Origin of the sequence: Amycolatopsis sp. M39, assembly GCF_001651785.1 — a bacterium.
Taxonomy (GTDB): domain Bacteria; phylum Actinomycetota; class Actinomycetes; order Mycobacteriales; family Pseudonocardiaceae; genus Amycolatopsis; species Amycolatopsis rubida.
The window spans coordinates 50,914-76,534 of sequence record NZ_LWSF01000019.1 but is presented as its reverse complement, the minus strand read 5'-3'; the positions used below and the strand labels follow the sequence as shown (position 1 = coordinate 76,534).

At 71.1% G+C, this 25,621-nt stretch carries 21 protein-coding genes, 4 tRNA genes and 1 pseudogene; 15 read left to right on the top strand and 11 right to left on the bottom strand.

From position 1 onward, the window contains the following. Positions 1 to 5 precede the first annotated feature (5 nt). A complete protein-coding gene (locus A4R44_RS31460) occupies positions 6 to 905 on the bottom strand; it encodes an LD-carboxypeptidase (RefSeq protein ID WP_067588757.1) in 900 nt (299 codons plus the stop codon). Then, positions 902 to 2,842 (bottom strand): prolyl oligopeptidase family serine peptidase, encoded by a 1,941-nt coding sequence (locus A4R44_RS31455; RefSeq protein ID WP_067588755.1) that lies wholly within the window; start codon positions 2,840 to 2,842, stop codon positions 902 to 904. Before A4R44_RS31455 ends, A4R44_RS31460 begins: the two co-directional genes overlap by 4 nt. Before the next feature lie 130 nt (positions 2,843 to 2,972). On the opposite strand from A4R44_RS31455, the pseudogene A4R44_RS31450 reads away from it, so the two are divergent. The 3 genes and pseudogenes from A4R44_RS31450 (at position 2,973) to A4R44_RS31440 (ending at position 5,251) form a co-directional block, all read left to right on the top strand. After that, positions 2,973 to 3,558 (top strand): annotated as a pseudogene (locus tag A4R44_RS31450) (DUF3090 domain-containing protein). 8 nt (positions 3,559 to 3,566) lie between these two features. Further along, positions 3,567 to 4,376, top strand: coding sequence for an SCO1664 family protein (locus A4R44_RS31445; RefSeq protein ID WP_067588753.1), 810 nt, complete (start codon positions 3,567 to 3,569; stop codon positions 4,374 to 4,376). Further along, on the top strand, positions 4,376 to 5,251 hold the full coding sequence (locus A4R44_RS31440; RefSeq protein ID WP_067588751.1) for a phosphotransferase: 876 nt from the start codon (positions 4,376 to 4,378) through the stop codon (positions 5,249 to 5,251). The genes A4R44_RS31445 and A4R44_RS31440 overlap by 1 nt, the downstream gene beginning before the upstream one ends. A 64-nt stretch (positions 5,252 to 5,315) precedes the next feature. Here A4R44_RS31440 and A4R44_RS31435 read toward each other — a convergent pair whose 3' ends face one another. Next, the gene (locus A4R44_RS31435; RefSeq protein WP_067588750.1) at positions 5,316 to 6,308 is read right to left on the bottom strand and encodes an aldo/keto reductase; all 993 of its coding nucleotides are present in this window, start codon (positions 6,306 to 6,308) and stop codon (positions 5,316 to 5,318) included. Positions 6,309 to 6,463: 155 nt separating this feature from the next. Here A4R44_RS31435 and A4R44_RS31430 point away from each other — a divergent pair, with 155 nt between their 5' ends. The 3 genes from A4R44_RS31430 to A4R44_RS31420 all read left to right on the top strand — a co-directional run bounded on the left by A4R44_RS31430 (position 6,464) and on the right by A4R44_RS31420 (position 9,275). Next, positions 6,464 to 7,279 (top strand): DUF3097 domain-containing protein, encoded by an 816-nt coding sequence (locus tag A4R44_RS31430; protein ID WP_067588748.1) that lies wholly within the window; start codon positions 6,464 to 6,466, stop codon positions 7,277 to 7,279. 92 nt (positions 7,280 to 7,371) lie between these two features. Next, complete coding sequence (locus A4R44_RS31425) at positions 7,372 to 7,806, top strand: NfeD family protein (RefSeq protein WP_067588746.1); 435 nt, start codon at positions 7,372 to 7,374, stop codon at positions 7,804 to 7,806. 53 nt (positions 7,807 to 7,859) lie between these two features. Further along, positions 7,860 to 9,275: an SPFH domain-containing protein gene (locus tag A4R44_RS31420; protein ID WP_093575108.1), complete on the top strand. Its 1,416-nt coding sequence runs from the start codon at positions 7,860 to 7,862 to the stop codon at positions 9,273 to 9,275. Between the two features lie 62 nt (positions 9,276 to 9,337). Here the strand turns inward: A4R44_RS31420 and A4R44_RS31415 are convergent, their stop codons facing one another. After that, a complete protein-coding gene (locus A4R44_RS31415) occupies positions 9,338 to 10,681 on the bottom strand; it encodes an MFS transporter (RefSeq protein ID WP_067588743.1) in 1,344 nt (447 codons plus the stop codon). Positions 10,682 to 10,847: 166 nt separating this feature from the next. Between A4R44_RS31415 and A4R44_RS31410 the strand changes: the two genes are divergently transcribed. Then, on the top strand, positions 10,848 to 11,417 hold the full coding sequence (locus tag A4R44_RS31410; RefSeq protein WP_067588741.1) for a TetR/AcrR family transcriptional regulator: 570 nt from the start codon (positions 10,848 to 10,850) through the stop codon (positions 11,415 to 11,417). A 599-nt stretch (positions 11,418 to 12,016) separates the two neighbouring features. Beyond that, positions 12,017 to 12,784, top strand: coding sequence for an SGNH/GDSL hydrolase family protein (locus A4R44_RS31405; RefSeq protein WP_067588739.1), 768 nt, complete (start codon positions 12,017 to 12,019; stop codon positions 12,782 to 12,784). Here the strand turns inward: A4R44_RS31405 and A4R44_RS31400 are convergent. Continuing rightward, on the bottom strand, positions 12,781 to 13,308 hold the full coding sequence (locus A4R44_RS31400; protein ID WP_067588737.1) for a CGNR zinc finger domain-containing protein: 528 nt from the start codon (positions 13,306 to 13,308) through the stop codon (positions 12,781 to 12,783). The two genes, A4R44_RS31405 and A4R44_RS31400, sit on opposite strands and share 4 nt — an antisense overlap. A gap of 459 nt (positions 13,309 to 13,767) precedes the next feature. On the opposite strand from A4R44_RS31400, the gene A4R44_RS48415 reads away from it, so the two are divergent. The 4 genes from A4R44_RS48415 to A4R44_RS31380 all read left to right on the top strand — a co-directional run bounded on the left by A4R44_RS48415 (position 13,768) and on the right by A4R44_RS31380 (position 14,485). After that, positions 13,768 to 13,853 (top strand) — tRNA-Tyr (locus A4R44_RS48415). A gap of 131 nt (positions 13,854 to 13,984) precedes the next feature. Next, a tRNA-Arg gene (locus A4R44_RS31390) sits at positions 13,985 to 14,058 on the top strand. Between the two features lie 139 nt (positions 14,059 to 14,197). After that, positions 14,198 to 14,269 (top strand) — tRNA-Gln (locus A4R44_RS31385). A gap of 144 nt (positions 14,270 to 14,413) precedes the next feature. Continuing rightward, positions 14,414 to 14,485, top strand: a tRNA-Arg gene (locus A4R44_RS31380). 1,142 nt (positions 14,486 to 15,627) lie between these two features. On the opposite strand, the gene A4R44_RS31375 is transcribed toward A4R44_RS31380, so the two are convergent. Together A4R44_RS31375 and A4R44_RS31370 are read right to left on the bottom strand one after the other, a co-directional pair. After that, entirely contained in the window at positions 15,628 to 16,428 is an 801-nt protein-coding gene (locus tag A4R44_RS31375) for a pentapeptide repeat-containing protein (protein ID WP_067588735.1), read from the bottom strand. 46 nt (positions 16,429 to 16,474) lie between these two features. Next, complete coding sequence (locus A4R44_RS31370) at positions 16,475 to 16,891, bottom strand: hypothetical protein (protein WP_067588733.1); 417 nt, start codon at positions 16,889 to 16,891, stop codon at positions 16,475 to 16,477. Positions 16,892 to 16,977: 86 nt separating this feature from the next. Here A4R44_RS31370 and A4R44_RS31365 point away from each other — a divergent pair, with 86 nt between their 5' ends. Then, complete coding sequence (locus A4R44_RS31365) at positions 16,978 to 18,150, top strand: sensor histidine kinase (RefSeq protein WP_232791869.1); 1,173 nt, start codon at positions 16,978 to 16,980, stop codon at positions 18,148 to 18,150. After that, complete coding sequence (locus A4R44_RS31360) at positions 18,147 to 18,752, top strand: response regulator transcription factor (RefSeq protein ID WP_067588728.1); 606 nt, start codon at positions 18,147 to 18,149, stop codon at positions 18,750 to 18,752. Before A4R44_RS31365 ends, A4R44_RS31360 begins: the two co-directional genes overlap by 4 nt. 55 nt (positions 18,753 to 18,807) lie before the next feature. Here the strand turns inward: A4R44_RS31360 and A4R44_RS31355 are convergent, their stop codons facing one another. The 4 genes from A4R44_RS31355 to A4R44_RS31330 all read right to left on the bottom strand — a co-directional run bounded on the left by A4R44_RS31355 (position 18,808) and on the right by A4R44_RS31330 (position 24,876). After that, positions 18,808 to 19,296 carry a DinB family protein gene (locus A4R44_RS31355; RefSeq protein ID WP_067588726.1) on the bottom strand — a complete coding sequence of 163 codons (489 nt, stop codon included), beginning with the start codon at positions 19,294 to 19,296 and terminating at the stop codon, positions 18,808 to 18,810. 163 nt (positions 19,297 to 19,459) lie between these two features. After that, complete coding sequence (locus A4R44_RS31350) at positions 19,460 to 20,530, bottom strand: hypothetical protein (RefSeq protein ID WP_232791868.1); 1,071 nt, start codon at positions 20,528 to 20,530, stop codon at positions 19,460 to 19,462. 1,379 nt (positions 20,531 to 21,909) lie between these two features. Next, positions 21,910 to 22,881: a GNAT family N-acetyltransferase gene (locus tag A4R44_RS31340; RefSeq protein ID WP_157905053.1), complete on the bottom strand. Its 972-nt coding sequence runs from the start codon at positions 22,879 to 22,881 to the stop codon at positions 21,910 to 21,912. A gap of 873 nt (positions 22,882 to 23,754) precedes the next feature. Continuing rightward, complete coding sequence (locus tag A4R44_RS31330; protein ID WP_067588718.1) at positions 23,755 to 24,876, bottom strand: NAD(P)/FAD-dependent oxidoreductase; 1,122 nt, start codon at positions 24,874 to 24,876, stop codon at positions 23,755 to 23,757. Between the two features lie 78 nt (positions 24,877 to 24,954). Here A4R44_RS31330 and A4R44_RS46440 point away from each other — a divergent pair. Further along, the coding region (locus A4R44_RS46440) for a TetR/AcrR family transcriptional regulator (protein ID WP_095213766.1) at positions 24,955 to 25,621 on the top strand (667 nt) is incomplete at its 3' end.

Genomic DNA, 25,621 nt, shown 5'->3' with positions numbered 1-25,621 from the left:
CGGGCTCAGTCCAGCGCGGGGGAGTCGAGGGTCAGCGTGCCCAGTTCGGTGTCGAGCGAGGCCGAAACCCCGAGCGGCAGCGTCGGCGACCCCGCCACGTGCCCGAAACCGAACCCGCTCAGCACCGGGACCCCGAGCGGCGACAACCGTTCCGCCAGCAGTTCACGGACCTCCGCCGGGTCGCCGCACGCCGCCCACGAACCCAGCACCACCCCGCGCACGCCGTCGAACCAGCCGGAGCGCAGCAGCTGCGTCACCATCCGGTCGATCCGGTACGGGCTCTCGGTGACGTCCTCCAGCAACACGATCCCGCCGCGCGCGGACCCCTGCTCAGCCGTGCCGACACCGGACGCGAGCAGCGACAGGTTGCCGCCCACCAGCACGCCCAGCGCACGGCCGGGCACCACCACGTCCGGCTCCCGCGCCCGCAGGACCCGAGCGTGGTCCGGCTCGAACAACGTCCGCCGCAGGTGTTCCGCCGCGGGTTCGTCGAACAGCACGCTCGCGGGCATCGGCGAAAGCAGCGTCGCGAGGTCCAGATGCGTGTGCACGGCCCGGTGCAGCGCGGTCGCATCGCTCGACCCGGCCAGCGCCTTCGGACCGGCGGCCCGCAACGCCGCCCAATCCACCAGGTCGATCATCCGCTGCGTCCCGTAGCCGCCGCGCGCCGCCAGCACGCACCGGACCTCCGGGTCCAGCCAGGCCTCGGCGAACTCCGCCGCCCGCGCCTGGTCCGGCGCCGACAGGTAGGACTGCCCCGAAGCCCGCACTCCCGCGCCGACCCGCACCTTCACGCCCCAGCCGCTCAGCACCGGCAACGCGGCGTCCAGCAGGTCCTGCGGCACCGGCCCGGACGGCGCGACGAGCGCGACGGTGTCCCCGGCGGAGAGCCTGGCGGGCCTCACCGGGACAGCTCCAGCCGCGGCACGTCCGGCGTCTCGAAGCCGAACACCTGGCCGTAGAAGGAAAGTTCCGCCTCCAGCGCGGCGACGATCGTCTCCGCCTTCCGGAACCCGTGCTGCTCGCCCTCGAACCGCAGGTACGCGTGCGGGATCCCGCTGCCGTCGATTTCGGAGACGAACCGGTCCGCCTGCTCCGGCGGGCAGATCTCGTCCTCCAGGCCCTGGAGGAACAGCACCGGCCCGGCCAGCGCGCCCACGTGCGTCATCGGCGAGCGCTCCCGGTACCGGTCAGCGGCCTCCGGATCCGGGCCGACCATGCTGACCAGGTACTGCGACTCGAAGTCGTGCGTCTCGCCGCCCTCGCCGGTCCAGCCCGCGAAGTCGAGGATCGGGAACTTCACCGTCGCCGCCGCGTAGGTGCGGGTCGTCGTGATCGACGCGGCCGAGGTGAACCCGCCCGCGCTGCCGCCCCGGATGCCCAGCCGCGCCCGGTCGGCGATCCCTTCCGCGACCAGCGCTTCGGCGACCGCCGCGCAGTCGCGCACGTCCACCACGCCCCACTGCTCCCGCAGCCGCTCGCGGAACGCCCGCCCGTATCCGGTGGAGCCGCCGTAGTTCACCGCGACGACGCCGATGCCGCGGCTGGTGAAGTACGCGAAGTCCAGGTCGAGCGATTCGTCGCTGTGCCCGGTCGGCCCGCCGTGCACATGCACCAGGTACGGCGGCAGTTCGCCTTCCGGCGCGGCGAAGTCCGGGTTCGCCGGAGGGAACACGTACGCCGGGATCTCCGCACCGTCCGGTCCGGTGAACACGCGCTCGTGCGGCACCGGCAGGTACTGCGCGGGCGGCAGCGAGGCCGGCTGCGGAGTGCGGGCGCGCCACTTCCCGGTGTCCGGGTCCAGCACCACGACCGCGCTCTCGTGCCGGGGCCCGCCCGCGATCCCGGCGATCCCGTCCGGCGTCGCGGCCAGCCCGCTCGACGACCACACGGTCAGCTCGGTGTCGACGCGCGTCACCGAACCGTCGCGCTCGTCGAGAATCGCCAGCTTCCCGGAGTCGAGGACCGCGTGCTTCCCGCCGCCCAGCGGAGCGAACCAGCTGGTGCCGAGCTTCCACATCGGCCCGCCCAGTTCGCGTTCCGCCGGCGCGAGATTGACGGCCGAACCGTCGAGCCCGACCCGGTGCAGGTTCCACCAGCCGTCCGGGTCGGCGAGCACGAGCAGCTGATCGGCGGACTCCCACGCCACCTGGCACACCGCGACCTTCGGCCCGCCCGCCAGCACGCGCGCGTTCCCGAACGACCCGTCGGCCGCCACCGGCGCGACGAACAGCTCGGTCCCGTCCCACGGCATCGCCGGGTGGTCCCAGGCGATCCACGCGGCGTGCGCGCCGTCCGGCGACAGCTGCGGCGCGGTGAAGAAGCGGTGCCCTTCCGCGAGCACTCGTTCGGGGGAGCCGTCCAGCGGGATCGCGACCAGCTCGCGGGAGATGTCGGTGCGCCGAGGCCCGGTGCTGCGCTCGCGGACCGCCCACACCTCGCCCTCGCGGCCGGGCCGGAGGTCGCCGTACCGGACGCCCTGCGGCGTGGCCGGTTCCGGGGTCAGCGGGGTGACTTCGCCGCCTGTGCCGGTCTTGAGGGCATACACCCGCTGATCGGCCCAATGCGTGAACACCACGACGCCGCCGACCGCGAGCCACGGCCGTCCGCCGTACTCGTGCACCCGGTTCCGGACGTTCCACGGCGCGGGCAGCACGTCCTCGACACCGCCGTCGGGAAGCGCGCGCACGAGCGCGACCCGACCGCCCTCGGCAGGTCGCGCCTCCGCCCACCAGAGCGCGCCGTCGACCGCGGCGAGCCATTGCGCGCCGCCGCCTGCGGCCGCGGCGTCCGCGGCGGTGACGGGAGAGGTCCAGGTTCCATGAGGAGAGATGCGAGGCACCCGGAAAGCGTAACGAGGATCCGCTGCGTGTCCGGATCCGCACGCACCGCGCAGGAATCGCGCGCGAAGGTCCCTCAACCCGGGGCGGCGGATGCCGATCATGCGTGCGTGGCCTAGGGTCGAAGACGCTATGTCACGCGTAATCCACGTCTTCCGCAAGCCCGACCGGTTCGTGGCCGGCACGGTCGGCGAGCCCGGCGACCGCACCTTCTACCTCCAGGCGACGGAGGACGTGCGGACGATCAGCGTCACGATCGAAAAACAGCAGGTCGTCGTCCTCGCGGAGCGGCTCGGGTCGCTCCTGGAGGAGGTCGCCAGCCGGTTCGGGGCCGACGTGCCCAGCCACGCCCCCGACGACGAGGTCGACACGGACCCGCTCACGGTGCCGGTCGAGGAGGAGTTCCGGGTCGGCACGATGGGGCTCGGCTGGGACGCCGACTCCGGAGCGGTCGTCGTGGAGCTGCTCGCGATCACCGAGGGCGAAATCGACGAGACCGTCGNAGACCGTCGTGCTCGACGACACCGAGGAAGGCCCGGACGCGGTCCGCGTGTTCCTCACCCCGGTCGCCGCCCGCGCCTTCGCCGAGCGCGCCGACCGCGTCGTGAACGCCGGCCGCAAGCCGTGCCCGCTGTGCGGCGAACCGCTCGACCCGGCCGGGCACATCTGCCCGCGGCAGAACGGGTACCGGCGCGACGTCGACGTGACCGAGGACTGAGGGCGGCCGTGGCGACCACCGCGCCAGGGCCCGCCGACCCCGCCGCCCGCGATTTCGTCTCCCGCGGCCGCATCGACGTCGAGGGCAGGCTGGTCGACGCCTCCAACGTGACGCTGTTCTGCGCGATCGAACTCGACGGCGTCACCGGCCGCGTCGTGTACAAGCCGGTGTCGGGGGAGCGGCCGCTGTGGGACTTCCCGGACGGCACCCTCGCCGGGCGCGAGGTCGCCACCGCGATGATCTCCGACGCCTGCGGCCTCGGCGCGATCCCGCCGACCGTGCTGCGCGACGGCCCGTTCGGGCCCGGCATGGTGCAGCTGTGGGTCGAGACCGACGAGGAAACCGAAGTGGTCGACGTCTGCGCGCCGGAAGAAGTGCCCGAGGGCTGGCGCACCGTACTGCACGCGCACGACCGGCTCGGCGAACCGGCGGTGCTCGTCCACGCCGACCACCCGGACCTGCGCGAACTGGCGGTCCTCGACATCGTCGTCAACAACACCGACCGCAAGGGCGGGCACCTGCTGGCCGGGACCGACGGCCGCGTCTACGGCGTGGACCACGGCATCTGCCTGCACACCGACCCGAAGCTGCGCACCGTGCTGTGGGGCTGGATCGGCGAGGACCTGCCCTCCGACGCCGTCGAGAAACTGCGGAAGCTCCGCGCGGACCTCGACGGCCGCCTCGGCGCGGAACTCGGCGAGCACCTGACCGCCTTCGAGATCCGGGCGCTCTCGCAGCGCACCGACTACCTGCTCGCCGAGGCGGTGTTCCCCGAGCCCGGCGACGACTGGCGCGCGATCCCCTGGCCGCTGTTCTGATGGCGGCCCTGATGGACGCCGCCGCCCGCGCCCGCCTCGTCAACCGGTTCGGTCCGGCCGCCGAAGCCTGGTGCGACGCGCTGCCCGCGCTCGTCGACCGGCTCTGCGGTCATTGGGGCCTCACCGTGTCCGAGGCCCGGCCCGGCAACACCGGCCGCACCCTGCTCTGCCGCGACGGCGAGGGCGCGCTGAAGGTGCTCAAGCTCTGCCCGGACCGCGCGATCGCGACCGCCGAGGCGACTGCTTTGGGCTCCTGGGCCGGGCTGTCGCGGGTCGTGCAGATCCTCGACGCCGACCTCGACCACGGCGCCGTGCTGCTCGAAGGACTCGAACCCGGAGACACGTTCACCGAACGCGGCGCCGACGTTCCCTGGGACCAGATCGGCGAACTGCTCGCCGACGTCCACGGTGTTCCCGCCGCCGGGCCGTTCCCGACCCAGCTCGAACGCGTCCGGTTCATGTTCGGCCTCGCCGAGCAACGCCTCGCCGGGTCCCCGGCCGAAGCGCACCTGCCGCGGCAAACGCTGCGCATCGGCCTCGCCCGCGCCGAGAAACTGGCCGCCAGCGGCCCGATCGCGCTCGTGCACGGCGATCTGCATCCCGGCAACGTCCTGGACGCCGGACCGGAACGCGGAGCGGTCGCGATCGACCCGCGGCCGTGCGTCGGCGACCCGGCCTTCGACGCGGTCGACTGGGCGGTGCTGCCGATGGCCGACGGCGCCGCGGTCGAGGACGGGATCGCCAACCTTCCGCACCTCGACGGCGACCGGGTCCGCGCGTGGTGCGTCGCGCTCGCCCCGCTGGTCGCGATGGGCCCGCTCCGCCGCGGCGGACCGACGCCGTTCACGGACGCGGTGCTGCGGATGGCAGGCTGAGCCGGAACGGGCCGTCGAGGAACAGAGCCCGAAGACCAGGGGATGGGCGTGTCGAGCCCACCGGCTAACCCCGAGCGACCTCGGCGGTGTGCGCGGGGGTGTAGCGCTCGCCCCGCACCTGGTCGCTCAGCGGCTCCAGCGCGGCCAGTGCCTCGGCGTCCAGGGCGAGTTCCAGCGCGGCCGCGTTCTGCTCCAGCCGGACCGGGCTGCGGGTGCCCGGAATCGCCGCCACCGCCACGCCGAGCCGCTCGGCCTGGGCGTACACCCAGGCCAGCGCCACCTGAGCGGGGGTGGCGCCCAGCCGGTCGGCCACCTCGCGCACGGTCCGCGCGATCTTCTCGTTGGCTTCGCCCGCGTCGCCGGCGAAGCGGGGATTGGTGCGCCGGAAGTCCTTCTCGCCCAGCGCGGAGCGGTCCAGGGCACCGGTCAGGAACCCCCGCCCCAGCGGCGAGTAGGGCACCAGCCCGACCCCCAGCTCGGCCATCACCGGGGTGAGCGCCTCGACGTCGCGCGTCCACAGCGAGTACTCGCTCTGCACTGCGGCGATCGGGTGCACCGCGTGCGCCCGGCGCAGCAGGTCGCCGTCGACCTCGGAAAGGCCCAGATGCCGGACCTTGCCCGCCTCGACCAGTTCGGCCATCGCCCCGACGGTCTCCTCGATCTCCACGTCCTGGGGCGGACGGTGGGCGTAGTACAGGTCGATCACGTCGACGCCCAGCCGCAGCAGCGAGGCGTCGCAGGAGCGCAGCACGTAGTCGCGGGCACCGCGGATGCGCCGCGCCCGGTCGCCGGCGCTGCGGTCGATGCCGAACTTCGTGGCCAGCTGCACCTGGTCCCGGCGGCCGTGGACGGCCCGGCCCACCAGCACCTCGTTGTGCCCGGCGCCGTAGGCGTCGGCGGTGTCCAGGAACGTGACGCCCAGCTCCAGGGCCCGGTCGATGGTGGCCATGCCGCCGTCCCAGTCGGCGGCGCCGTAGCTCTCGCTCATCCCCATGCACCCCAAGCCCATCGCGCTGACGGGAAGGCCGGACGAGCCGAGCGTGGTTCGGGTGATCATGCGCGGACACTCCTCCTGCCCGGCGGACCGGGCGGCACCTCGACGGCTGACGAACGCCGACGCTAGGACCTGGAGCGCGCTCCACGTCAAGCCGGAGGATCAGCCCCGGCGTGGCGGCGGGACGCCCCGGCGCTGCGCCGATAACGTGCCCGACCGTGCGCTATCACGACGTGCTGTCCGGCCCCCGCAAGCGGAAGGTGCCGGAGGTCCCGGCCGAACCAGGGCTCGTGGTCGAAGACCCGGCCAGCGGTTACTGCGGCGCGGTGGTGAAGATCGAATACGGCAACGTCGTCCTCGAAGACGCCAAGGGCCGCCACCGGGTGTTCCCGCTCGCGCCCGCCGCGTTCCTGCTGGAAGGCAAACCGGTCACGCTCGTGCCGGTCAGGAAGGCCGCCGCCCCCGCTCGGCAGGTGTCGGCGTCCGGCTCGGTCCGGGTGCGGGGCCTGCAGGCCAGGGTCGCGCGCGACTCCCGGATCTGGGTCGAGGGCAAGCACGACGCGGAACTGGTCGAACGCGTCTGGGGACACGACCTGCGCGTCGAGGGCGTCGTCGTGGAACCGCTCGACGGCGTCGACGTGCTCGCCGACCGGATCGCCGAATTCGGCACCGGACCCGGCCGCAGGCTCGGCGTCCTCGTCGACCACCTCGTCGCGGGCAGCAAGGAGTCCCGGCTGGTCGGGCAGATCCGCGACGAGCAGGTGCTCGTCACCGGCCACCCCTACATCGACGTCTGGCAGGCGGTGAAACCCGCGTCGGTCGGCATCCGCGCCTGGCCGGAGATCCCGCGCGGCGTCGAGTGGAAGACCGGCATCTGCGACGCGCTCGGCTGGGGCGAACCGTACGAGGGGTGGCAGCGCGTCCTCGCCGGGGTGCGCAGCTTCCGCGATCTCGAAACGCCGCTGATCGGGGCGGTGGAACGGCTCATCGACTTCGTGACCGAACCGGGCACCGCCCCCAGTGACGCTCCGTAGTGTCCGGTATGCCGGAAAGATCCAAGGTCACGCGTCGGTCACGTCAGGTAGCTTGCCCGGTGCGAAGCGATGCGATCTGAGAGCATGAGGGCATGGCAGCGGCTCTGATCTGGCTGATTCTCGGCATCGTCCTGATGATCGCGGAGGTGATCTCCGGGGACTTCGTGCTGATCATGCTCGGCATCGGAGCGTTGCTCGGAGCCGGCTCGGAAGCGCTGACCGGCAACGTCTACATCGACCTCGCCGTGTTCGCGGTCAGCTCGGTCGGGCTGATCGCACTGGCCCGCCCGGCGCTCAAACGCCGCTTCCTCGCCGGGTCGGGTGTTCCCACGGGCATCGACGCGCTGGTCGGATCCCGGGCCGTCGTGGTGTCCACTGTGGACTACGATGCCGGCCAGGTGAAAATCGGCGGCGAGGTGTGGTCGGCGCGCGCCGTGCACGAATCCCAGCCGCCGATCGCCCCGGGCACCAGCGTCACGGTCGTCGAGATCTCCGGCGCCACGGCGGTGGTGGACATCGTGTCGTGAGGCGCCGTCCGAGGAAAAACGGTACTAGGTAAGGGGAAACGCTCTTGTCGACAATAGCGATCGTCGTGGTCGCGCTGCTGGCTCTGTTCGTCATCATCACCGTGGTCAAGGCGATCATGGTGGTGCCACAGGCCCAGTCGGCGGTGATCGAGCGGCTCGGCCGGTTCCGCACGGTCGCTTCGCCCGGCCTGACCTTCCTCGTGCCGTTCCTGGACAAGGTGCGCGCGCGGATCGACCTGCGCGAGCAGGTCGTCTCGTTCCCGCCGCAGCCGGTGATCACCGAGGACAACCTGACGGTGAACATCGACACCGTCGTGTACTTCCAGGTCACCGACTCGCGCGCCGCGGTCTACGAGATCTCGAACTACATCATCGGCGTCGAGCAGCTCACCACCACCACGCTCCGCAACGTGGTCGGCGGCATGAGCCTGGAAGAAACGCTGACCTCCCGCGACGCGATCAACAGCCAGCTGCGCGGCGTGCTCGACGAGGCCACCGGCCGCTGGGGCATCCGCGTCGCCCGCGTCGAGCTGAAGGCGATCGAGCCGCCGCCCTCCATCCAGGACTCGATGGAGAAGCAGATGCGCGCCGACCGGGAGAAGCGCGCGATGATCCTCACCGCCGAAGGCCAGCGGGAATCGTCGATCAAGACGGCCGAAGGCCAGAAGCAGAGCCAGATCCTCGCCGCGGAAGGCCAGAAACAGGCCGCGATCCTCGCCGCCGAAGCGGAACGGCAGTCGCGGATCCTGCGCGCGCAGGGTGAACGGGCCGCCCGCTACCTCCAGGCACAGGGCCAGGCGAAGGCGATCGAGAAGGTGTTCGCCGCGATCAAGGCCGGCCGGCCGACGCCGGAGGTCCTCGCCTACCAGTACCTGCAGACGCTGCCGCAGATGGCGCAGGGCGACGCCAACAAGGTCTGGATGATTCCCAGCGACTACGGCAAGGCCCTCGAAGGGTTCGCCCGGGCGCTGGGTGCTCCCGGAGACGACGGCGTGTTCCGGTACGAGCCGCCGCAGGACGACAGCCCGGCCAAGCCGGATCTCGAGGACGAGGAGGTCGCCAGCTGGTTCGACACCAGCAGCGACCCGAAGGTCGCCGAGGCGGTCGCGGCCGCGGAAGCGGTGGCGCGCAAGGAAGTCGAGGGCCCGTTGGGGGCTTCCTCCGGCGAGTCCCGGCGGGCGATCGGCGGGGCTCCGGCGAAACCCGAGGCTCCCGCGCCCGAGCGGGAAGAGGAACCGCCCGCACCGCCGGAGCGGCCGCAGCCCAGTGCACCGCCGCCCGCTCAGCAGCAGCAACAGCAACAGCAGTCGCTCCCGCAGCCGCCGGCCGGGCCGCCGCCGGGCGGGCCTTACCAGGGGCCGCCGCCGCAGCAGTTCGGCGGCCCGCAGGGGCCTGGGCCGGGAAGCGGGCCGTTCCCGCAGCAAGGGCCGTTCGGCGGGCCGCAGGGCGGGCCGCCGCCGCAGCGCTGATTGCGTGACACAAAGGGGCTGCCACTCCGATTTTCGGGGTGGCAGCCCCTTTTTCGTGCGGTTCAGCGGGTGTACACGCCGACGTCGTCGATGTCGGCCTTCGAGCGATCAGGCAATGCGATCACGCACGCCACAGTCACCACGACCGACGCGACGATGTAAATCGAGATCGAGTACGGCGTGCCGGTGGTGTGCAGCAACCAGGTCGCCAGCAACGGTGCGGGACCGCCCGCGAACACCGATGCCAGCTGATATCCCAATCCCGCGCCGCCATAGCGCAGATGCGTCGGGAAACTTTCGCCGATCAGCGCCGCCTGCGGGCCGTACTGCATCGAGTGCGCCACAAGGGACACGATGATGGCCACGAAGATCATCGCGTGGCCGCTGTGGGTCAGGACGGTGAAGTACGGGAACGCGATCACTCCGGTCAGCACCGCGCCGGTCAGGTACACCTGTTTGCGGCCGATCCGGTCGGAGAACTGGGAGAACAGCGGGATCAGCACCAGTTCTGCCGCGGCGCCGACCAGGACCGCGTTGAGCACGAACGTTTTGCCGAATTCCGGTCGTTGCACGACATAGACCAGGACATAGCTGGTGAACAGGTAGAAGGGCATCTGCTCGCTGAAGCGCAAGCCGGCCGACAGCAGGATTTCCCGCCAGTGGTGCCGCACTACGTCCTTCACCGGGGCTTTCGAGGTGCGCTTGGCCGCGACTGCCGCGGCGAACATCGGCGTCTCCAGGATGCGCAGCCGGATGACCAGGCCGATCGCCACCAGGACCAGGCTCAGCAGGAACGGGATTCGCCAGCCCCACGAGGAAAAGGCGTCCGGCGACAGGGTTGCCGACAGCAGGGTCATCCCGCCGGTGCCCAGCACGAGTCCGACCGGGACGCCGACTTGCGCGAAACTCGCCAGCAGGCCGCGTCGTCGCTGATCGCCCCATTCCATGGCCAGCAGCACCGATCCGCTCCACTCGCCGCCGATCGCGATGCCTTGCACCAGGCGCAGCAGCACGAGGATCAGCGGGGCGGCGATGCCGATGGTCGCCGCCCCGGGGAGCAGGCCGACGACAGCCGAGGACAGGCCCATCAGCAGGAGCGTCACGATCAGCGTCGCCTTACGGCCGAGGCGGTCGCCCCAATGGCCGAAGATCGCCGCGCCGACCGGGCGGGCCGCGAAACCGACCGCGTAGGTCGCGAACGACTGCATGACCCCGGCGTAGGACGAGGACGCGGGGAAGAACAGATGGGGAAAGACCAACGCCGCGGCGGTGTTGTAGAGGAAAAAGTCGTACCACTCGATGGTGGTTCCGATCGAACCGGCCAAAGCCGCCCGGCGTACCTGCACCCGGCGGTCGCCGGTCGAAGCTTGGACTGACTGGGTGACCTCGTTGTCGCCTAGAGTCATGGTCGTGCACCTCTCGTGACGGTCGTCACACTACAGTGTGAACGACTGGCAGAGGTTTGACGATTCCTGACGTCTGCTCCGGACGGGTTGTTTCCGTCCGTCCGGTACACCGGACGGACCTGGATCGGGCGCCGCGCGGCCAGGACGCGCCACTACCATCACAGCTGTGACGGAGGACAAACCGCTGCGGGCCGACGCGCGGCGAAACCGCGCGAAGGTGCTCGAAGCCGCCGAGACGGTCTTCGCGGCCAAGGGCACCGGTGCGCCGACCGAGGAGGTCGCGCGCGAGGCCGGCGTCGGCATCGGCACGGTGTTCCGGCACTTCCCCACGAAAGAAGCGCTGCTGGAGGCCGTGCTCTACGCGCGGCTGCACCGGTTCGTCGACGAAGCCGACGCGGTCGTCGCGCAGAACGCCGAGGACGCCGGGTCCGCGTTCTTCACCTTCCTCACCAGCTGGATCGAGATGTCCAGCGCCAAAAACGCTTACTTCGAGGCACTCACCTCGGCCGGAGTGTGCGTCCCCAGCACCGGTTCGGTGATCGGGGAGCGGCTGCGCGAGTCCCTCGGCGTGCTCCTGCGCCGTGCCCAGGACAGCGGCGCGGTCCGGCGCGACGTCACCACCACCGAGCTGATCCCGGTGATCATCGGCACCGCGAAGGCAGCCGAGCACGTCGGGTCCGACCGCGAACTGCGGGACCGCACCATCGCGATTCTGTTCGACGGTCTCCGCACCTGAGGCAGCGCAGCACAGCGGCCAGCAGATCGGTGCCGAGCGAGTAGCGGACGTGCTGGCCTTGTCTCTTCGCGGTGAGCAGGCCCGCCCGGCGCAGCTCCGCGAGATCCCAGTTGTGCGCCAGTTCGCTGGTTGCGCGCCAGCGTGCGGACCAGCCGCACTGGATGCGCGAGCGCGTCGAGCCGCAGTGGCGCTGCACGCGTCCCCGTGTGGTCGGCTGCGATCTTCGTGGTCGCGTTGCAAGTGCCGGTCACCGTCCTGCTGTCGCGGATCTCCCGGCGGAGCGCGCTCGGGGCTGGGGGAGTCGTGCTGACGGTGTCGTACCTCGGTTTCCTCGCGGCTGCCCTGCTCGGCTCCGGCGGGGCAGCACCCGCGATCGCGGCGGTTTCGGTGGTCTGCACCATCGGCGAGATCATCCACGCGCGGGCAGCGCCACCCGGCCCGCGCTTGCTCGGCCGGGTATCGGACTGGCCGCGTCTCCGGCCGTGCTCATCGCGCTCGCTCCGCTCGGCCGGATGCGCTCTGGGGCAGGCTCGCCGGGGCGACGCTGCTGTCCGCGGGCGCCGTGACCAGGGCAGGGGAGCCGGGCCTAAACTAAGCTGATGACCAACCGCTTAGTCTGTATTGGCGATTCGTTCACCGAAGGCGTCGGGGACGACGATCCGTCCGCGCGCAACGGGGTGCGCGGCTGGGCCGACCGGGTCGCCGAGGTGCTGGCCGCCGGCGAGCCGGGCTTCCGCTACGCCAATCTGGCGGTGCGCGGGAAGCTCCTGCCGCAGGTGCTGAACGAGCAGGTCGAACCGGCTTTGGCGATGAAGCCGGACCTCGTCACCGCCTACGCGGGCGGCAACGACCTGATGCGGCCGCGGGTCGACATCGACAGCGTCGCCGACTCCTACGAGCGCGCCGTGGCCCGGTTCCGCGCGGCCGGCGCCCAGGTGCTGCTGTTCACCGGGGTCGACGGCGTGGAAGACGCGTTGTTCCGGCAGATCCGCGGCCGGGTCGCGATCTACAACGAACACGTGCGCGGCATCGCGGCGCGGCACGAGACGCTGCTGGTGGACATGTGGTCGATGCGCCAGCTGCGCGACCGTCGCATGTGGTCTCCGGACCGGCTGCACCTGAATGCCGCCGGGCACACCGAAATCGCCATCGCCGTCCTCGACGCGCTGGGCGTGCAGCACGGTCTCACGCACGCCGCGCTGGAACCGCGCCCTCGTCTGTCCACACGGGAACAGCGGGCGGCGAACCTCCGCTGGGGACGGGAGCATGCGCTGCCGTGGATCGGTCGACGCCTGCGCGGCGAATCCTCCGGTGACACGATCGCCCCGAAGTACCCGGAACTGCGGTCGTTCGACGAGACCGTCTAGCCCGCGAGCTGCCGCGCGCGATGGCCGGCGACGTTGACCCGTGTGCCGCAGCGAGTGGAACAGAACCGCCGACGCCCGTTGCGCGACGTGTCCACGAACGCAACACCGCACCCCTCGCGCGCGCACACGCCGAGACGGTGCGGCTCCTCGCACACCAGATGCGCGAGCCCGCCCGCCGTGTAGGCGTAGAACCGCTCGACCACGCCCGCACCCTCGCTGGAGTAATGCAGATGCGGCGCTTTCCCGTCGTGGCTGGCGATGTTCGGCCGGCAAGCAGCGACGGCGAGCAGCTCGTTGAGCAGATCGATCCGCTCGGCTGTCGTTTCCGCGACGAACACCTGATGCAGCCGCCGCCCCCACGCGAGAATCCGCTCCGCCTCGTCCGCGGTGATGCGGGGCAGCACCATGTCGCGCGCCTGCCCCGCAGCGCGCACCTCGGCGGCCGTGCTGTCGTCGCGCTGGGCAAGAGTCGCCAGGTCGGCGGCTACCTGCGCGCCCGCGCCGCCGTAAGGGTTGAAGTGCACTCGTCCATTACAGCACAAGTCTTCTTCCCCGGAAAATAAGATTGACGCATAGCTTCGCCGTAGGTGAAGATGATTTCAGCACAGCGGATGAAGGAGCGGTCATGACGAACATGCGGGAGAGGCGAGGCCAGTATCCGGCCGCCCTCCGCGCTGTCCGGTGTTCGCCGCTTCAGCAGCGCCCAACCGGCCGAAAAGACGGCCGCTTGGGCGGTATCGCTCCCTGACCTGACGCAGCAGCCGCCGCGCACCGGGAGCCGTCCGTCGGGAAACCGATCCGGACGGCTTCTCTCGTCAGGGCCTCCGAACGCATTCAATTCTCGTCGCATTTCGCGACGGCATTTCCCTGCTGCCCATTTCACGGCGGCGGTTCTTTGACAACTGCACAGCGGAGCAAGACATTTCCGAGACTCGTCCCCGTCGCCTCACCCGCGGCCAGGACGAGCGCCGCCGGACCCGCACGGTGAAGACGGGGCGGCGGCCGCCCCACCCGGCTGTAACCCGGGCGCCCTTTCGGGGCAGTGAGGGTTCGACTCCCTCCTTCACCACTGCGCCCGGTCCAGGGCGCGTCCTGCGGCCGTGGCGAACTCGGCGGACACGTCGGTCTTCCCCACCGAAGAGGACGGTTCGATGCCCTCCGGCCGCTCGCGGTCCGGCACTGTCGCGGTGCCGGACGCACACCCCTGTAGCTCAGTTGGACAGAGCGCCGCACTACGAATGCGGAGGTCCCAGGTTCGAATCCTGGCCGGGGTACGGGCCCGGCGCCGAGGGGGCGCCGGGGCTTTCCGCCGCGGACCGCATCCGGATGCGAGGGGCACCGGCGACCCCGCCTGGTTCGGGACCAGGAGCCACCGCGTTCGACCCGCGGGCATCCGACTTCGTCAGCCCTCGCTCCCGGTTGGTGTAACCGGCAGCATCGTGGACTTTGGATCCGCGAGCCCAGGTTCGAATCCTGGACCGGGAGCCGATGCCCGTTCGTCCAACGGGCAGGACGCGGAAGCCGAGGTTCGAACCCTCGACGGGCAGCAACCCCGCCTCCTCTCGGGCCGTTGGCTCAATCGCGCGTTACCCGGCGGGTTCGGGGTTCGCATCCCTGGCGGCCCACTCCGCCCCCGTGGTCCAACGGATACGACGCCGGCGTCCGAAGCCGGGAACGCAGGTTCGACTCCTGCCGGGGGCACGATTGCCGCGCGACCTGATGATGGCCGATCTCGACGAGGCCGTTCGCTGGCCTGCGCGCGCTGGTCGAACAGCCGGAGGCCGAGCAGGCAGCGGCGGCCCGGGAGAGCGGGTGGTCGTGGCCGGGACATCGCCGTCCGGCTCGGCGTCGCCAAACAGACCGTGCACCGCCGCACCGAGAGGGCCTGATGGTCCGCGGAGATCACCCTCAACTGAGCCAAGTCATGGGCCGGGCGATCGCCTTGGCGCATGGCCTCGAACATCCGCGTACCGGCAGGCCACGGAGCGGCCGAAGAAGCGTCCGCGGGGCCGTTCTTGCATCCCGCAGGCACCGGCGCGGCCGCCGACCGGGCAGCCCTGGGGATCGATCTCCGAGGCCTGACCGGGACAGCGCTGGACCGACCGCCCGCACGCGAACCGTCGCTGCCGGAAGCCGCCGCTCGGGCTGGACACACAGGCGGCCTGCGAAGCATCCCTGCGGCTCGCGCGCGCTTGCGGGGAGCGGGAGCACCGGACCGAGCATCTCGCCTTCGTGCTGGTCACGCTGGATCCCGGCGCGTCCTGGGGCTTCGGCGTCGCAGGCGTGGATCAGCGGGCCGTGCTCGCCGATCCCACCGCGCAATCCGGTGCTCCGAGTCGAACGACGGCTCGGCCAGCGGGTCCGCCATCGCGACCTCGTGCGGCGTTACCAGCACACAACAGGACGGACCGTCTCCGCCGGGGACGCCGTCGCCGCACTCATCGCCACCTGATTTCCGTCCCCTCGGACGGCTCCCGCGCGCGGTTCGGCAACCAGCGGAGCCTCATCAGCCCTGCCAACGTGGATCGGCACCACGGCGCGCGACTGGCCTGCTTCACGACGGTCGTGGCACGGCCCGCAAAGCCGTGAGGCTCCCTCGCGGGTCTCCGACGCTCCGCTGCGCGGAGATCCGTAAGGGTTGAACTGCACTGAACCATTACCGCACGATGACGGCATGGAAGAGAACCGTTGCCCCCGCTGTGGCTGGCCCCTGGCCGAACTGCCCGCTTCCGCTGTCGTTCCCGCGTCGGCGGGCAGCCGGGCCGACTATGTGCGTTGTGTGTGCGGCAGCTGGATCGCGCGGCTCGGCGGGGTCGTCGTGGGGTCTACCCGGCCGCGCTGACTCACCAGTGTCCGGGCCGGGCCAGCCGCGGCGGGAGCTTGGTCGCAGCGTCGCCGCGGGTGGCGTTCACTTGGGACTGGGTAAGGAAAATGCTGTCGGTGAAGTCGGCTCCGCGGACGTCGGCGTCACGCAGATCCGCTCCGATCAGGTCAGCGCGGCGCAGGTCCGCGCCCCGGAGGTCGGCCGCGATCAGGCAGGCGCCGCGCAAGTTCGTGCTGCGGAGGTCCGCTCCGGCCAGTTTCGCGCCGATCAGGTCTGCGCCGCGGCGGTCCTTCTTGCGCCCGGCCCCGGTGCGCACCAGTTCGCTGGTGCGCACCAGCAGCGGGTTCACCTGAGCCCGCCGGGCGTCGACGTCGATGGCCAGCACCGCGTCCGCGTCCCCGGCGGTGATCTGTTCGAGCTCGGCGATCTCCGCGTCCAGGTCCGCGTGGATTTCGCGGGTCGCGGCCAGCGAACGCGCCTCGGCGAGGTACCAGAGCAGTTCGTGCAGATGCCGCATCACCGGGAGCGCGGCGAACATCCGCTCGCGGGTTTCCGGGGCCTCGCGCCAGCTCCGGCCGCCGAAGGTCACCTGCGAGACCTGCTGTCCGGCGCCAACGCAGTCGTACCCGGTGCAGCCCGCGAAACCCTTGGGGCGCAACCGGTCGTGGATGCCGCAGCGGAAGTCGGACAGCAGGTTCGGGCACGGGTCGCCCGCCCGCTTGTCGATGGCGAAATCAGCTGATGCGGTGAAGGTGAGCGCCACGCAGCAGAGGGCGAAACAGCTCGTGCAGTCGGTGGTCAGAGTGCGGCGGTCGGGCAAGGTCTCTCCAGCGAAGGCGGGCGAACCCGTGCAGCGTAGTCGCCGCTCAACTGCCCGCGACGACCACGACGCGTCGGCGGCGCGAACGCATCGCCAGCGCCGCGAGCACGAACACCTCCAGCTCGGGTTTGACGCCGGACAAGTCAGCGGTGCCCGCGGTGACGGTGCCGACTGTGTTTCCGGCCTCGTCGACCTGCGCGTGGTCACGACGGCCGGTCCGCCGGAAGCGCAGCGCCGAACCGCCGCTCTCGACGCTCCAGGTGCGCGTGCCCGGCCGGTGAGTGCTCGCGAGCACCGACCCGTCGGCCGCCAGCAACTGGTAGCTGCGGAACCGGCGGCGGATCCGGTAGCCGGCGCCGTCCAGCCGGAACTCGCCTCCGGACCGGCCCTCGATCACGGTGAGCGGGCGGCCGTCGCTGGTGATCTCGTACTTGGTCAAGCCGGACTTCTCGATGTGCAACATGGACAAACTCCAGCATCGCCCCGCCCGAACCGCCCGTGCCGTTTGTCATGGGTGATCATCGGCGAGGCGCCCGTACCATGATCGACATGCGCGAACCCGATCCGGACCGGTTCTCGGCCCGCCAGTGGCCGGACTGGAGCTTCTGGACGGACGCCCGCAGCGGAGGGCCCGGCCTGCGTCTCGGCCGCGTCCGGTCCGTGGTGGTCAACGGCCTGATGATGGGTTTCCTGGCCACCTGGGTCATCGCCATCGCGGACGGAAAGCACGGCCCGGTGCGCACCGGGCTCGTCTTCGGCTTCCTCGGCTGCTACGCCGTGGCGTACCTGCTGGTGCTGTGGTTCGGCCCGCTCGCGCTGCGGCGGCAGCGGATCGCGATGGTGGCGGCGATGTTCGCGCTCGGCGTCACGCCCGCGCTGATCCTCGGCTCCCCGGCGTACCTGACCGCCCTCACCTACGCGATCGCGACCGGTCTCATGCTGTTGCCGCTGCGGTTTTCCCTGCTGCTGGGCTCCGCGGCGGCCGTCGCCCAGATCGCGTGGATGCTGGCCAGGGACGGCGTCGTCGCCTGGGGCCAGGTCCTCACGCTGGTCGCCGTCACCGCGATCCTCGGCATCGTCTACGCGCTGACGTTCACCGTCGGCCATCTCCGGCTCGCTCGCGAGCAGATCCGGCGGATGGCTGTCGACCAGGAACGGCAGCGCGTCGCCCGCGACCTGCACGACGTCCTCGGCCACAGCCTTTCCACGATGACCCTGAAACTCGGCCTGACGCGGCGGATCCTGGAGACTTCGGACGACACCGACGCGGCGCTCGCCGAGATCCGGGATCTGGACGACCTGTGCCGGGAGGCCCTCTCCGACGTCCGCGCGACCGTGTCCGACTACCGCACGGTGTCGTTCGCGACCGAAGTCGCCGGTGCCCGGATGGCGTTGCGCGCCGCCGGAGTCCACGCCGAACTGCCTGCCGCCGCCGATGCCGTAGCTCCGGAACTGCAGGGCGTTTTCGGTTACGTGGTAAGGGAAGCCGTGACCAATGTGCTCCGCCATTCCGACGCGCAGCGCTGCGTCGTGCGCGTCGGCCGCGACTGGCTGGAAGTCGCCGACGACGGCACCGTCCCGGCGGAGGTCGTTCCCGGGCACGGGCTCACCGGTCTCACCGAGCGGATGGCCGAGGTGTCCGGCTCGCTCGAACACGGCCGCGGCCCGCACGGCGGCTTCCGGGTGCTGGCCCGCGGCCCGGCGACGGGAGGCGCCGCGTGATCCGGGTCCTGCTGGCCGACGACCAGGCGCTCGTGCGCGGCGCGTTGGCTTCGTTGCTGCGGATGGAATCCGACATCGAGGTGGTCGCCGAGGTCGGCTCCGGCCTCGAAGTCCTGCCCGCCGCGCAGCGGACCGCCCCGGACATCGCGCTCGTCGACGTCCAGATGCCCGGCCGCGACGGCCTCGCCGTGACCGCCGAACTGCGGCACGCGCTGCCGGACTGCCGGGTGCTGATCTGCACCACCTTCAGCCGCCCCGGCTACTTGTCGCGGGCGATGTCCGCGGGCGCGGCCGGGTTCGTGGTGAAGGATTCGCGCCCGGAGCAGCTGATCAACGCGATCCGGCGGGTCCACGCCGGCCTGCGGTTCGTGGACCCGGCGCTCGCCGCGGAATCGCTGGCCAGCGGGGCGAGCCCGCTCACCGACCGCGAGGCGGACGTGCTGCGCGCCGCGGCGGAAGGCGGAACAGTCGCGGACATGGCGCTGGCGCTGGGCCTGTCGGCGGGCACGGTGCGCAACCACCTGTCGTCGGCGATCGGGAAGACGCAGGCCCGCACGCGCGCGGAGGCGGTCCGGGTCGCCGAGACGAGCGGGTGGCTGTAGCGCGCACGCCGCGGAGAACCAGATCGAGCCAGGTCCCTGCGCGGCACCGCCGAGGTCAGGGGAGCGGCTGGTCGATCTGCTCGCGCAGGATGTCGCCGTGTCCCGCGTGCCGGGCGAACTCCTGGATCATCGCGAGCATCGTCCAGCGCATGCTGACGGTGCCCTCGCCGGGGAACTCCTTGGTTGCGTCGAGGTCGAAGCGCGCGGCGATCTCCCGCGACCGCTGGCTGGCGCGTTCGTACTCGGCGATCACGTCGGCCACGGTCTCGTCGTCGGTGACGGTGAAGGTGCCGACGTCGCGCTTCGAGTATCCGTCGCATTCGGACTCGTCGAGCCCCGCCCAGAACCGCTGAAACCAGATCCGTTCCGCCGCGGCGGCGTGCTTGACCACGGAAATCGGCGTCGACAGCGACGCGACGAGCCGTCGTCGCGCGTCGGCCTCGGACAGGCCGCGGAGGGTCTCGACCAGCGCTTCGCGGTTGCGGTCGAGCGTGTTCTCGAGCAGTGCTCGTTCGGTGCCGTCGGTGATGCGTTCAGTGGGCATGGTTCTGCTCCGTTCTCGGGCATGACTGGGGACGGCCTGACGAGGCCGGGATCGCTGAAGTGCTCGCAAGGCGAGCGCGCCTGCGCGGGCCGGAAAAGCACCGCGGGCGATGACTGTCAGCCAGTCAAACCTGGCGACGGAAGATATTCAACCACAACTCCGGCTACTCGATCTCGTCCGGCTGCTCCGCCTCCTCGGCCTCGCGAAGCCGCCGCATCTCGTCGAGTTCCGCCTGCCGCGCACTCAAGCGAGCCCGCAGTTCCGCCAGCTCAGCGTGCAGCGGAGCCAGCGTTTCGGCGTACGCCTTGGTCGCCTGGCTCACCTGCGCAGCGGACTCCGCGACCCGCTGATCGGCCGCCAGCTGCACGCCGCGCACCCGTTTGTCCGCCTCCGCGGCCTGCTCGCGCAGCCGCTGCTCCTGCTCCCGCATCCGGCTCTCGTGCTCGACGGTCAGCGATGCCCGAAGCTCCTGCTGCGCTTCCGCCGCCGTGCGGCGCGCCTGTTCCAGATCCTCGACCGCCGTCGCGCGCAACGCCGAGATCTCGCGCTGCAACGCCGTGACCCGGTCATGCGCGGCCGCCGCCTGTTCGAGCGCCCGCTGCCGGTTGTTCTCGGCTTCATCGCGGACCGCGAGCGCGGTTTCCTGTGCTTTCCTTGCCGCGACAGCGCTGGCGAGCGCAGCGTCACGCTCCTCACGGTCCACTTCGGACTGTTTCCTGGCCGCTGCCTCAGCCGCGCGCGCCTCCTCCGCATCGGTTACCGCGTGCGCGCGCTCCGCGTTCGCCACCCGGACCTGCTCCAACGCCTCGTCGCGAGCGGCTTCGGCCTCCTCCCGCGCTTTGAGGGCCGCCGCGGTCTGGTCGGTGACGTGCGTGCGCAGCGCCGACAGCTCCGCGTGCAGCGGATCCAACGCCGAGAGCGCCGACCCGAGCTGCTCGTCGAGCGCCCGGGTGTCGAGCTGGGTCATCGGCTGGTCGGGTCCGTAGACGGTCACCCAGATTTCGCGCTGCTCGTCGAGCATCGCGCACGTGACGACCTTCGCGCCCCACCTCCCGTACCGCTCCGGGTCGGCCGGACAGTACGGCGTCGGCCGCCCGCCTTGCCGGGGGATAGGCGGCAGCGGCCGGCCGCAGTACGCGCATCCCGCCTCGTCTCCGGCGGCCAGTGCCCGCACGGTCGCCTCCCGGCGTTCCTCCCGGCTTCCGCGCCGGATCGGCGGCCCCATCGCCTCCATCAGTGCCCCTTTCCGCAGGTGAGACCCACTCTACCGTTAGGGTATTAAAACCGAAACATAAGGTATCGGTAATTAAACGAAAACTGGAAGACGACCACGGGAGTTCACTATCATATGGATAACTGAGATTATTCATATAGTCGTAGCGCAGACCGCTTCGAGAACCCCCAGAAGGGGTGTCCCGCCTGTTCTGAGCCAGGCAGGACACCCGGACCCGATGTCAGCCGCACTTGGTAGCGACGCCGGCGGTCGCTCCGTCCTGCAGGTAGTAGGCGGCCACATAGCCCTGCTTGTAGGTGTCGCCCAGCTCGCGGACCCCAGCTGCCGTTGCCTTCGATGTTCGCGCCGTGAGTGCAGCAGCAGGCGTCGTAGCGGTTGTCGGCGGTCATGCAGTCGATTTGCTGGCTGCGGGTGCCGGGCTGATCGTTGCACCGGCGGCCGCGAAGGTCGGTGCGACTGCGGTCAGCGTTTTCGAGATCCTCCGTGGTTCTCCCCGGTCGCCACCGGTGGTGGCCGATCGAGAACGGCACCGATGCCGGGAGTGCCGCCAGATCGCCGGGTGTCCTGCCGTGGCCTGTTCTGCGGCGGACACGCGGAGCTGGGGTTACCCGCCGAATTCCGGTTCGGTCCAGAAGCACACAAAGCCGGGCGCGCACTCGCCGACGGACGGTTGCGCAACCAGAACGTCACTGTTGCGGCAGCCAGCAGCATCGCGGCGGCCAGTGCGCCGATCGCGGCGAACTGCCACCGGCGTCTTGCCCGCCGGTTCCCTCGACGCCGGACCGGACCCACACAGCTGCTCGCGGACTGCGTCGAGTTCGTCGAACAGGTCTGCCGGTCGCACCCGCGACTGGGTCATCGGCCCACGCGGTTCGCGCAGGCGTTCACCGAGAGCGGGCTGCGGGGCTTTTCCCGCTACGCGCGCCCGGCAGCGTCGCGCCAACTCCGAACGGCGAACTCGGCTTCGACGCCCTGGTCATCGAGGCGTGCCGGGCCAGGTGCTCGCCGCGACGGATTGCGCGTTCACCGTCCGCGGCTTCGGCGCGCTGGCGGGTGGACGTCGCCTATAACCTGTCGACCCTGGTCGAGCAGCTTCTCTGCCCGCTGCGAGACTTGCGCGCCCGCCACGACAGCCAGATCGACTTCTGCGGCCAGGGCATCGAGAGGACCGTGCACTTCCGCCCGTGCGAAGGGCAAATACGGGTCACCTGCACGTCCAGGACTTCCTGGGGCCCGGATCCCGCTGTCGAGGTCGCCGACGGCACCCGTCTGGACGAGATGATCCTCCGGCCGATGTCCGCGTTCAGCAGTTCGGCTGGATACCGCGCGCTCGCCGCTGGCCCACGCGCCGCCGTTTCCCTCCTGGCGATGATGAATCCTCACAGCTCCCGGCTCACCACGCTGCCCGTCCGCACCGTCGCGAACCCGAGCCGGTGGTTCACCGCGATCATGTGCGTATTTCCCGTACCGGTGGCAGTCCAGATGTGCGCCACGCCCGGTCGATCCGCCGTGAACCACCGCAGCATCGCCGACTTCATCGCCAACCCCAGCCCGTGCCCGCGATGCGCGGGGAGCACCGCGGTGTCGCCCTGCTGCAGCCTCTCCGGCAGCAACGGCCGCGCCTCCATCTCTGTCAGGCCGACCACCTCGCCGCCAGAAGAGACCGCCACGACGGTCCGATGCTCGATGTCCCGCGAGCGATACGAAGCTTCAATCCGCCGGACCCGGTCCACCGACCAATCCGGCGCGCCGAACTCGGATTCGCCCAACGGTGCATCGCCGATCGCCTCGCGAGCCTTCGCATACGCGGAGACAAACGACTCCGGAGCAGCGCCGACCCACCGCATCAGCCGGTACCCGGGAGGCACCGCGACGCTCCACCGCCCGCGGTCGACCTCGCTCAGCTCCATGATCTGCAGGACCGCCGAATGCACGATCCGGAACCCGAGCCCCTGAGCCCAGCTCTCGCCGGGGCCGCCGAGGGTGAGGTTCCATCCCTCCACTCGCGTCCGGTCGCGGTCGCGCAGCATCGGTTCCAAGGCGTGCAGCAGCTCGGTGCCGATGCCCTGGCGTCGCACGTCCGGGTGGACGTGGATCCGCACGAGAGCGAGATGTTCGTTCCCGTCGGAGGGCAACATCACGATCGCCCTGGCGACGAGCCGGTCGTTCCGGTGGGCCGTCCACGTCAGCTGCTCGCCCGCCTGGACCTGCGGCGCGCGCAGTCCGGAGATCGTCTCCTGGCGCGTCATCGGCGGACGCTCCGGGTAATCTAGCCGATAGGCGGACGCCTGCAGCTCGTGCAGTGCGTCCCAGTCCGCGTCGCTCGCCCGGTCGGCGTCGAAAAGTCGCACGTCCAGCACTGTCGCCCCCCTGATCGAAACCAGCCCCTCCCCGGCAATCTACCGCCAGTGCAGCGAGGTTTTCCGCCGAATCGAGACCCGGACTGGCAGCGACGTCAGCCCGCACAGGGTCGCGATGTCCTCCCAGACCGGGCATCCGGCCAAAGTCAACGTGATTCCGTTGTCCCGCAGGCAATCGAAGAGCGTCCTCAGCTGGAGGCCGACCAGAGCCGCACCGAGGCAGGAGTGCGCGCCGCGGCCGAATCCGAGGTGCGGACCGCGGATCCACCTCGTCCGGGCAGGGAAATACTGCGGGATCGCGGTTCGCGGTGGCCAGCAGCACGATCACCACGTCGCCGCGCTGGCCGCCCAGTTCCCGTCGGCGACGCACATCCGGCCGTCGGCTTGGACAGAACCGTCGAGGCGGACCAGTTCGTCGGCGAGATCGTACGCTCCGTCCGAGCCGGACAGCAGATCCAGCAGTCCCGGTCGGTGCGCAGGCGCAGCAAAGCGGCTCCGAGCAGGCGGCTGGACGACTCGTATCCGGCGTGCGGGACCGCTCGGAGCGAGTTGGCCAGCAGGCCCGCGCGGAAATGCCGGGGCGGACGTACCGGGCGCGGTGGGCGGCGGCCACGAAACCGGTCTGGTTTTCCGGGGCCAGCCAGCCAGCGACGAGTTCGCTCAGCTTGGCCCTGGCCTCGTCTCCGGCTTCGGCGCGGGACAGGTCGAGACCGGCGTCCATGCTGCGCACGAGGGCGTTGGAGTAACGCTCGAACTCCTCGCCGCCGGGCGGTTGCACGCCGAGGTACCGGCAGACCGCATCGAGCGCCCCCTCCGGGAAGCAGTGGCCTGCCGGGGTCGAGTTCACCGACCTGCCCAGGAGACCTAGGTCCCGGCGACGAACTCGGCGAGCAGGCCGTGCGGTGCGTCGGGACCGAACATCTGCCGTTGCAGGTGCGCGCCCTCGGCGGCGGTTTCCGCGCCGCGCGGGAACATCGCCTGCTCGTACTCGGCGAGGGCGGCCTCCGCGTCGTCCGGGTGCGCGGCGAGGGCGAGCCCGAGTTCGGCGCCGTCGAGCATGGCCAGGTTCGCGCCTTCCCCGTTCGGCGGGGCGAGGTGCGCGGCGTCGCCGACCAGGGTCACGCCCGGCACCCGTTCCCACCGGTGCCCGATCGGCAAGCCGTAGTGCGGCCGGAGGACCGGCGGGGTGTCGCTTTCGGTGATCAGCGTGGTCAGCGCCGTCGACCAGCCCTCGTACTCCGCGGCGATCCGGGCGGCCGCGGCGGCCGGATCGGCGAAATCGATATTGTCGAACCATTCCGGCGACCGGGTCAGCCCGAGGTAGGCGTGCAGGATTCCGTCCCGCTCGCGGTGTGCGGTGATGCCCTGGCCCGGCGAGAGCACCAGCAGCATCCCGCCGCCGACCGCTTCGGCCGTGGCGGGGAACCGCCGATCGGAGTCGTGGACGAAGGTCTCGACGGTTGACGTGCCGGTGTACTCCGGCTTCGCCGGGGACAGCAGCGGCCGGACCTTCGACCAGGCACCGTCCGCCCCGACCAGCAGGTCCGTGGTGATCGTGCTGCCGTCGGCGAAGGCGATCTCGTAGCCCTGCGCCAAGGCGCGCACCCCGCTGACCTTGTGTCCCCAGTGGACGGTGCCCTCCGGCAGCGAGTCGATCAGCAGCTGCCGCAGCTCGCCGCGGTGGACCTCGGGGCGGCCGCCGGTGCCGTCGTCGGGTTGGTTGAACAGCACGGTCCCGTCCCGGGACAACAGCCGCAGCTCTTGTCTCCCTTCCAGGATCAGGCTGCGGAATTCGGCGGTCAGCCCGGCGGCTTCGACGGCGAGCTGACCGTTGTAGTCGTGGATGTCGAGCAGGCCGCCCTGGGCGCGCGAGGTCGGGGACGGCTCGGCCTCGTGGACGACGGCCGGGATTCCGTGGACGTGCAGGACGCGGGCGAGGGCGAGACCGCCGAGCCCGGCACCGACGATCGTGACGGAGGTGTTCATGGCACAGTTCCTTCCGGGGAGAGTTCTGGTACGCCATTCCATATTGGAACGTCGCTCCAGATGTGTCAAGATAGGCGCATGGGTACGGGGACTCGCCGGGCACAGCGGCGCACGGAGGCACTCTCCCGGGAGCGCATCGTCGAGGCGGCGGTGGAACTGCTGGACGCGGCCGGCGAGAGCGGCCTGACGTTCCGGGTGCTCACCGAACGGTTGGCGACCGGGCCCGGGGCGATCTACTGGCACGTCGCGAACAAGGGCGAACTGCTCGTCGCCGCGACCGACGCGGTGGTGGCCGGCGCGCTGGCGGCGGAGCCGGCCGGATCGCCGCGGGAGGAAGTGCACGCGGTCGCGCTCGGGCTGTTCTCCGCGATCGACGCGCATCCTTGGCTCGCCGCGCAACTGCTGCTCCAGCTGTCCCGCAGCCCGGGCGGGCCGGTGACGCCGCGGATCCTCGAAAGCCTCGGCCGCCGGGTCCGCGCGCTGGGCGTGCCCGAGGAGCACTGGTTCACCGCGACGTCGGTGCTGATGCACTACGTCCTGGGCGCGGCCGGGCAGAACGCGGCGAACAGCCAGGTCTCCGAGCCGGAGGCGGACCGAGCCGAATTCTTCGCCGCCACGGCGGAAGCGTGGGAGGACCTCGACCCGGAGGAGTTCGAGACGACGAGGTTGATGGCGAGCCAGATGCGCGAGCACGACGACCGCGAGCAGTTCCTGGCCGGGATCGATCTCGTGCTCGCCGGGGTCG

What these genes read in the sequence shown, in the direction of transcription:
- A4R44_RS31435 (WP_067588750.1), bottom strand. Translation starts at nt 6,308, where the DNA reads ATGATCACCCGAACCACGCTCGGCTCGTCCGGCCTTCCCGTCAGCGCG.
- A4R44_RS31440 (WP_067588751.1), top strand. Translation starts at nt 4,376, where the DNA reads ATGGCGGCCCTGATGGACGCCGCCGCCCGCGCCCGCCTCGTCAACCGG.
- A4R44_RS31415 (WP_067588743.1), bottom strand. Translation starts at nt 10,681, where the DNA reads ATGACTCTAGGCGACAACGAGGTCACCCAGTCAGTCCAAGCTTCGACC.
- A4R44_RS31350 (WP_232791868.1), bottom strand. Translation starts at nt 20,530, where the DNA reads ATGGAGGCGATGGGGCCGCCGATCCGGCGCGGAAGCCGGGAGGAACGC.
- A4R44_RS31355 (WP_067588726.1), bottom strand. Translation starts at nt 19,296, where the DNA reads ATGCCCACTGAACGCATCACCGACGGCACCGAACGAGCACTGCTCGAG.
- A4R44_RS31330 (WP_067588718.1), bottom strand. Translation starts at nt 24,876, where the DNA reads ATGAACACCTCCGTCACGATCGTCGGTGCCGGGCTCGGCGGTCTCGCC.
- A4R44_RS31425 (WP_067588746.1), top strand. Translation starts at nt 7,372, where the DNA reads ATGGCAGCGGCTCTGATCTGGCTGATTCTCGGCATCGTCCTGATGATC.
- A4R44_RS31370 (WP_067588733.1), bottom strand. Translation starts at nt 16,891, where the DNA reads ATGTTGCACATCGAGAAGTCCGGCTTGACCAAGTACGAGATCACCAGC.
- A4R44_RS31365 (WP_232791869.1), top strand. Translation starts at nt 16,978, where the DNA reads ATGCGCGAACCCGATCCGGACCGGTTCTCGGCCCGCCAGTGGCCGGAC.
- A4R44_RS31405 (WP_067588739.1), top strand. Translation starts at nt 12,017, where the DNA reads ATGACCAACCGCTTAGTCTGTATTGGCGATTCGTTCACCGAAGGCGTC.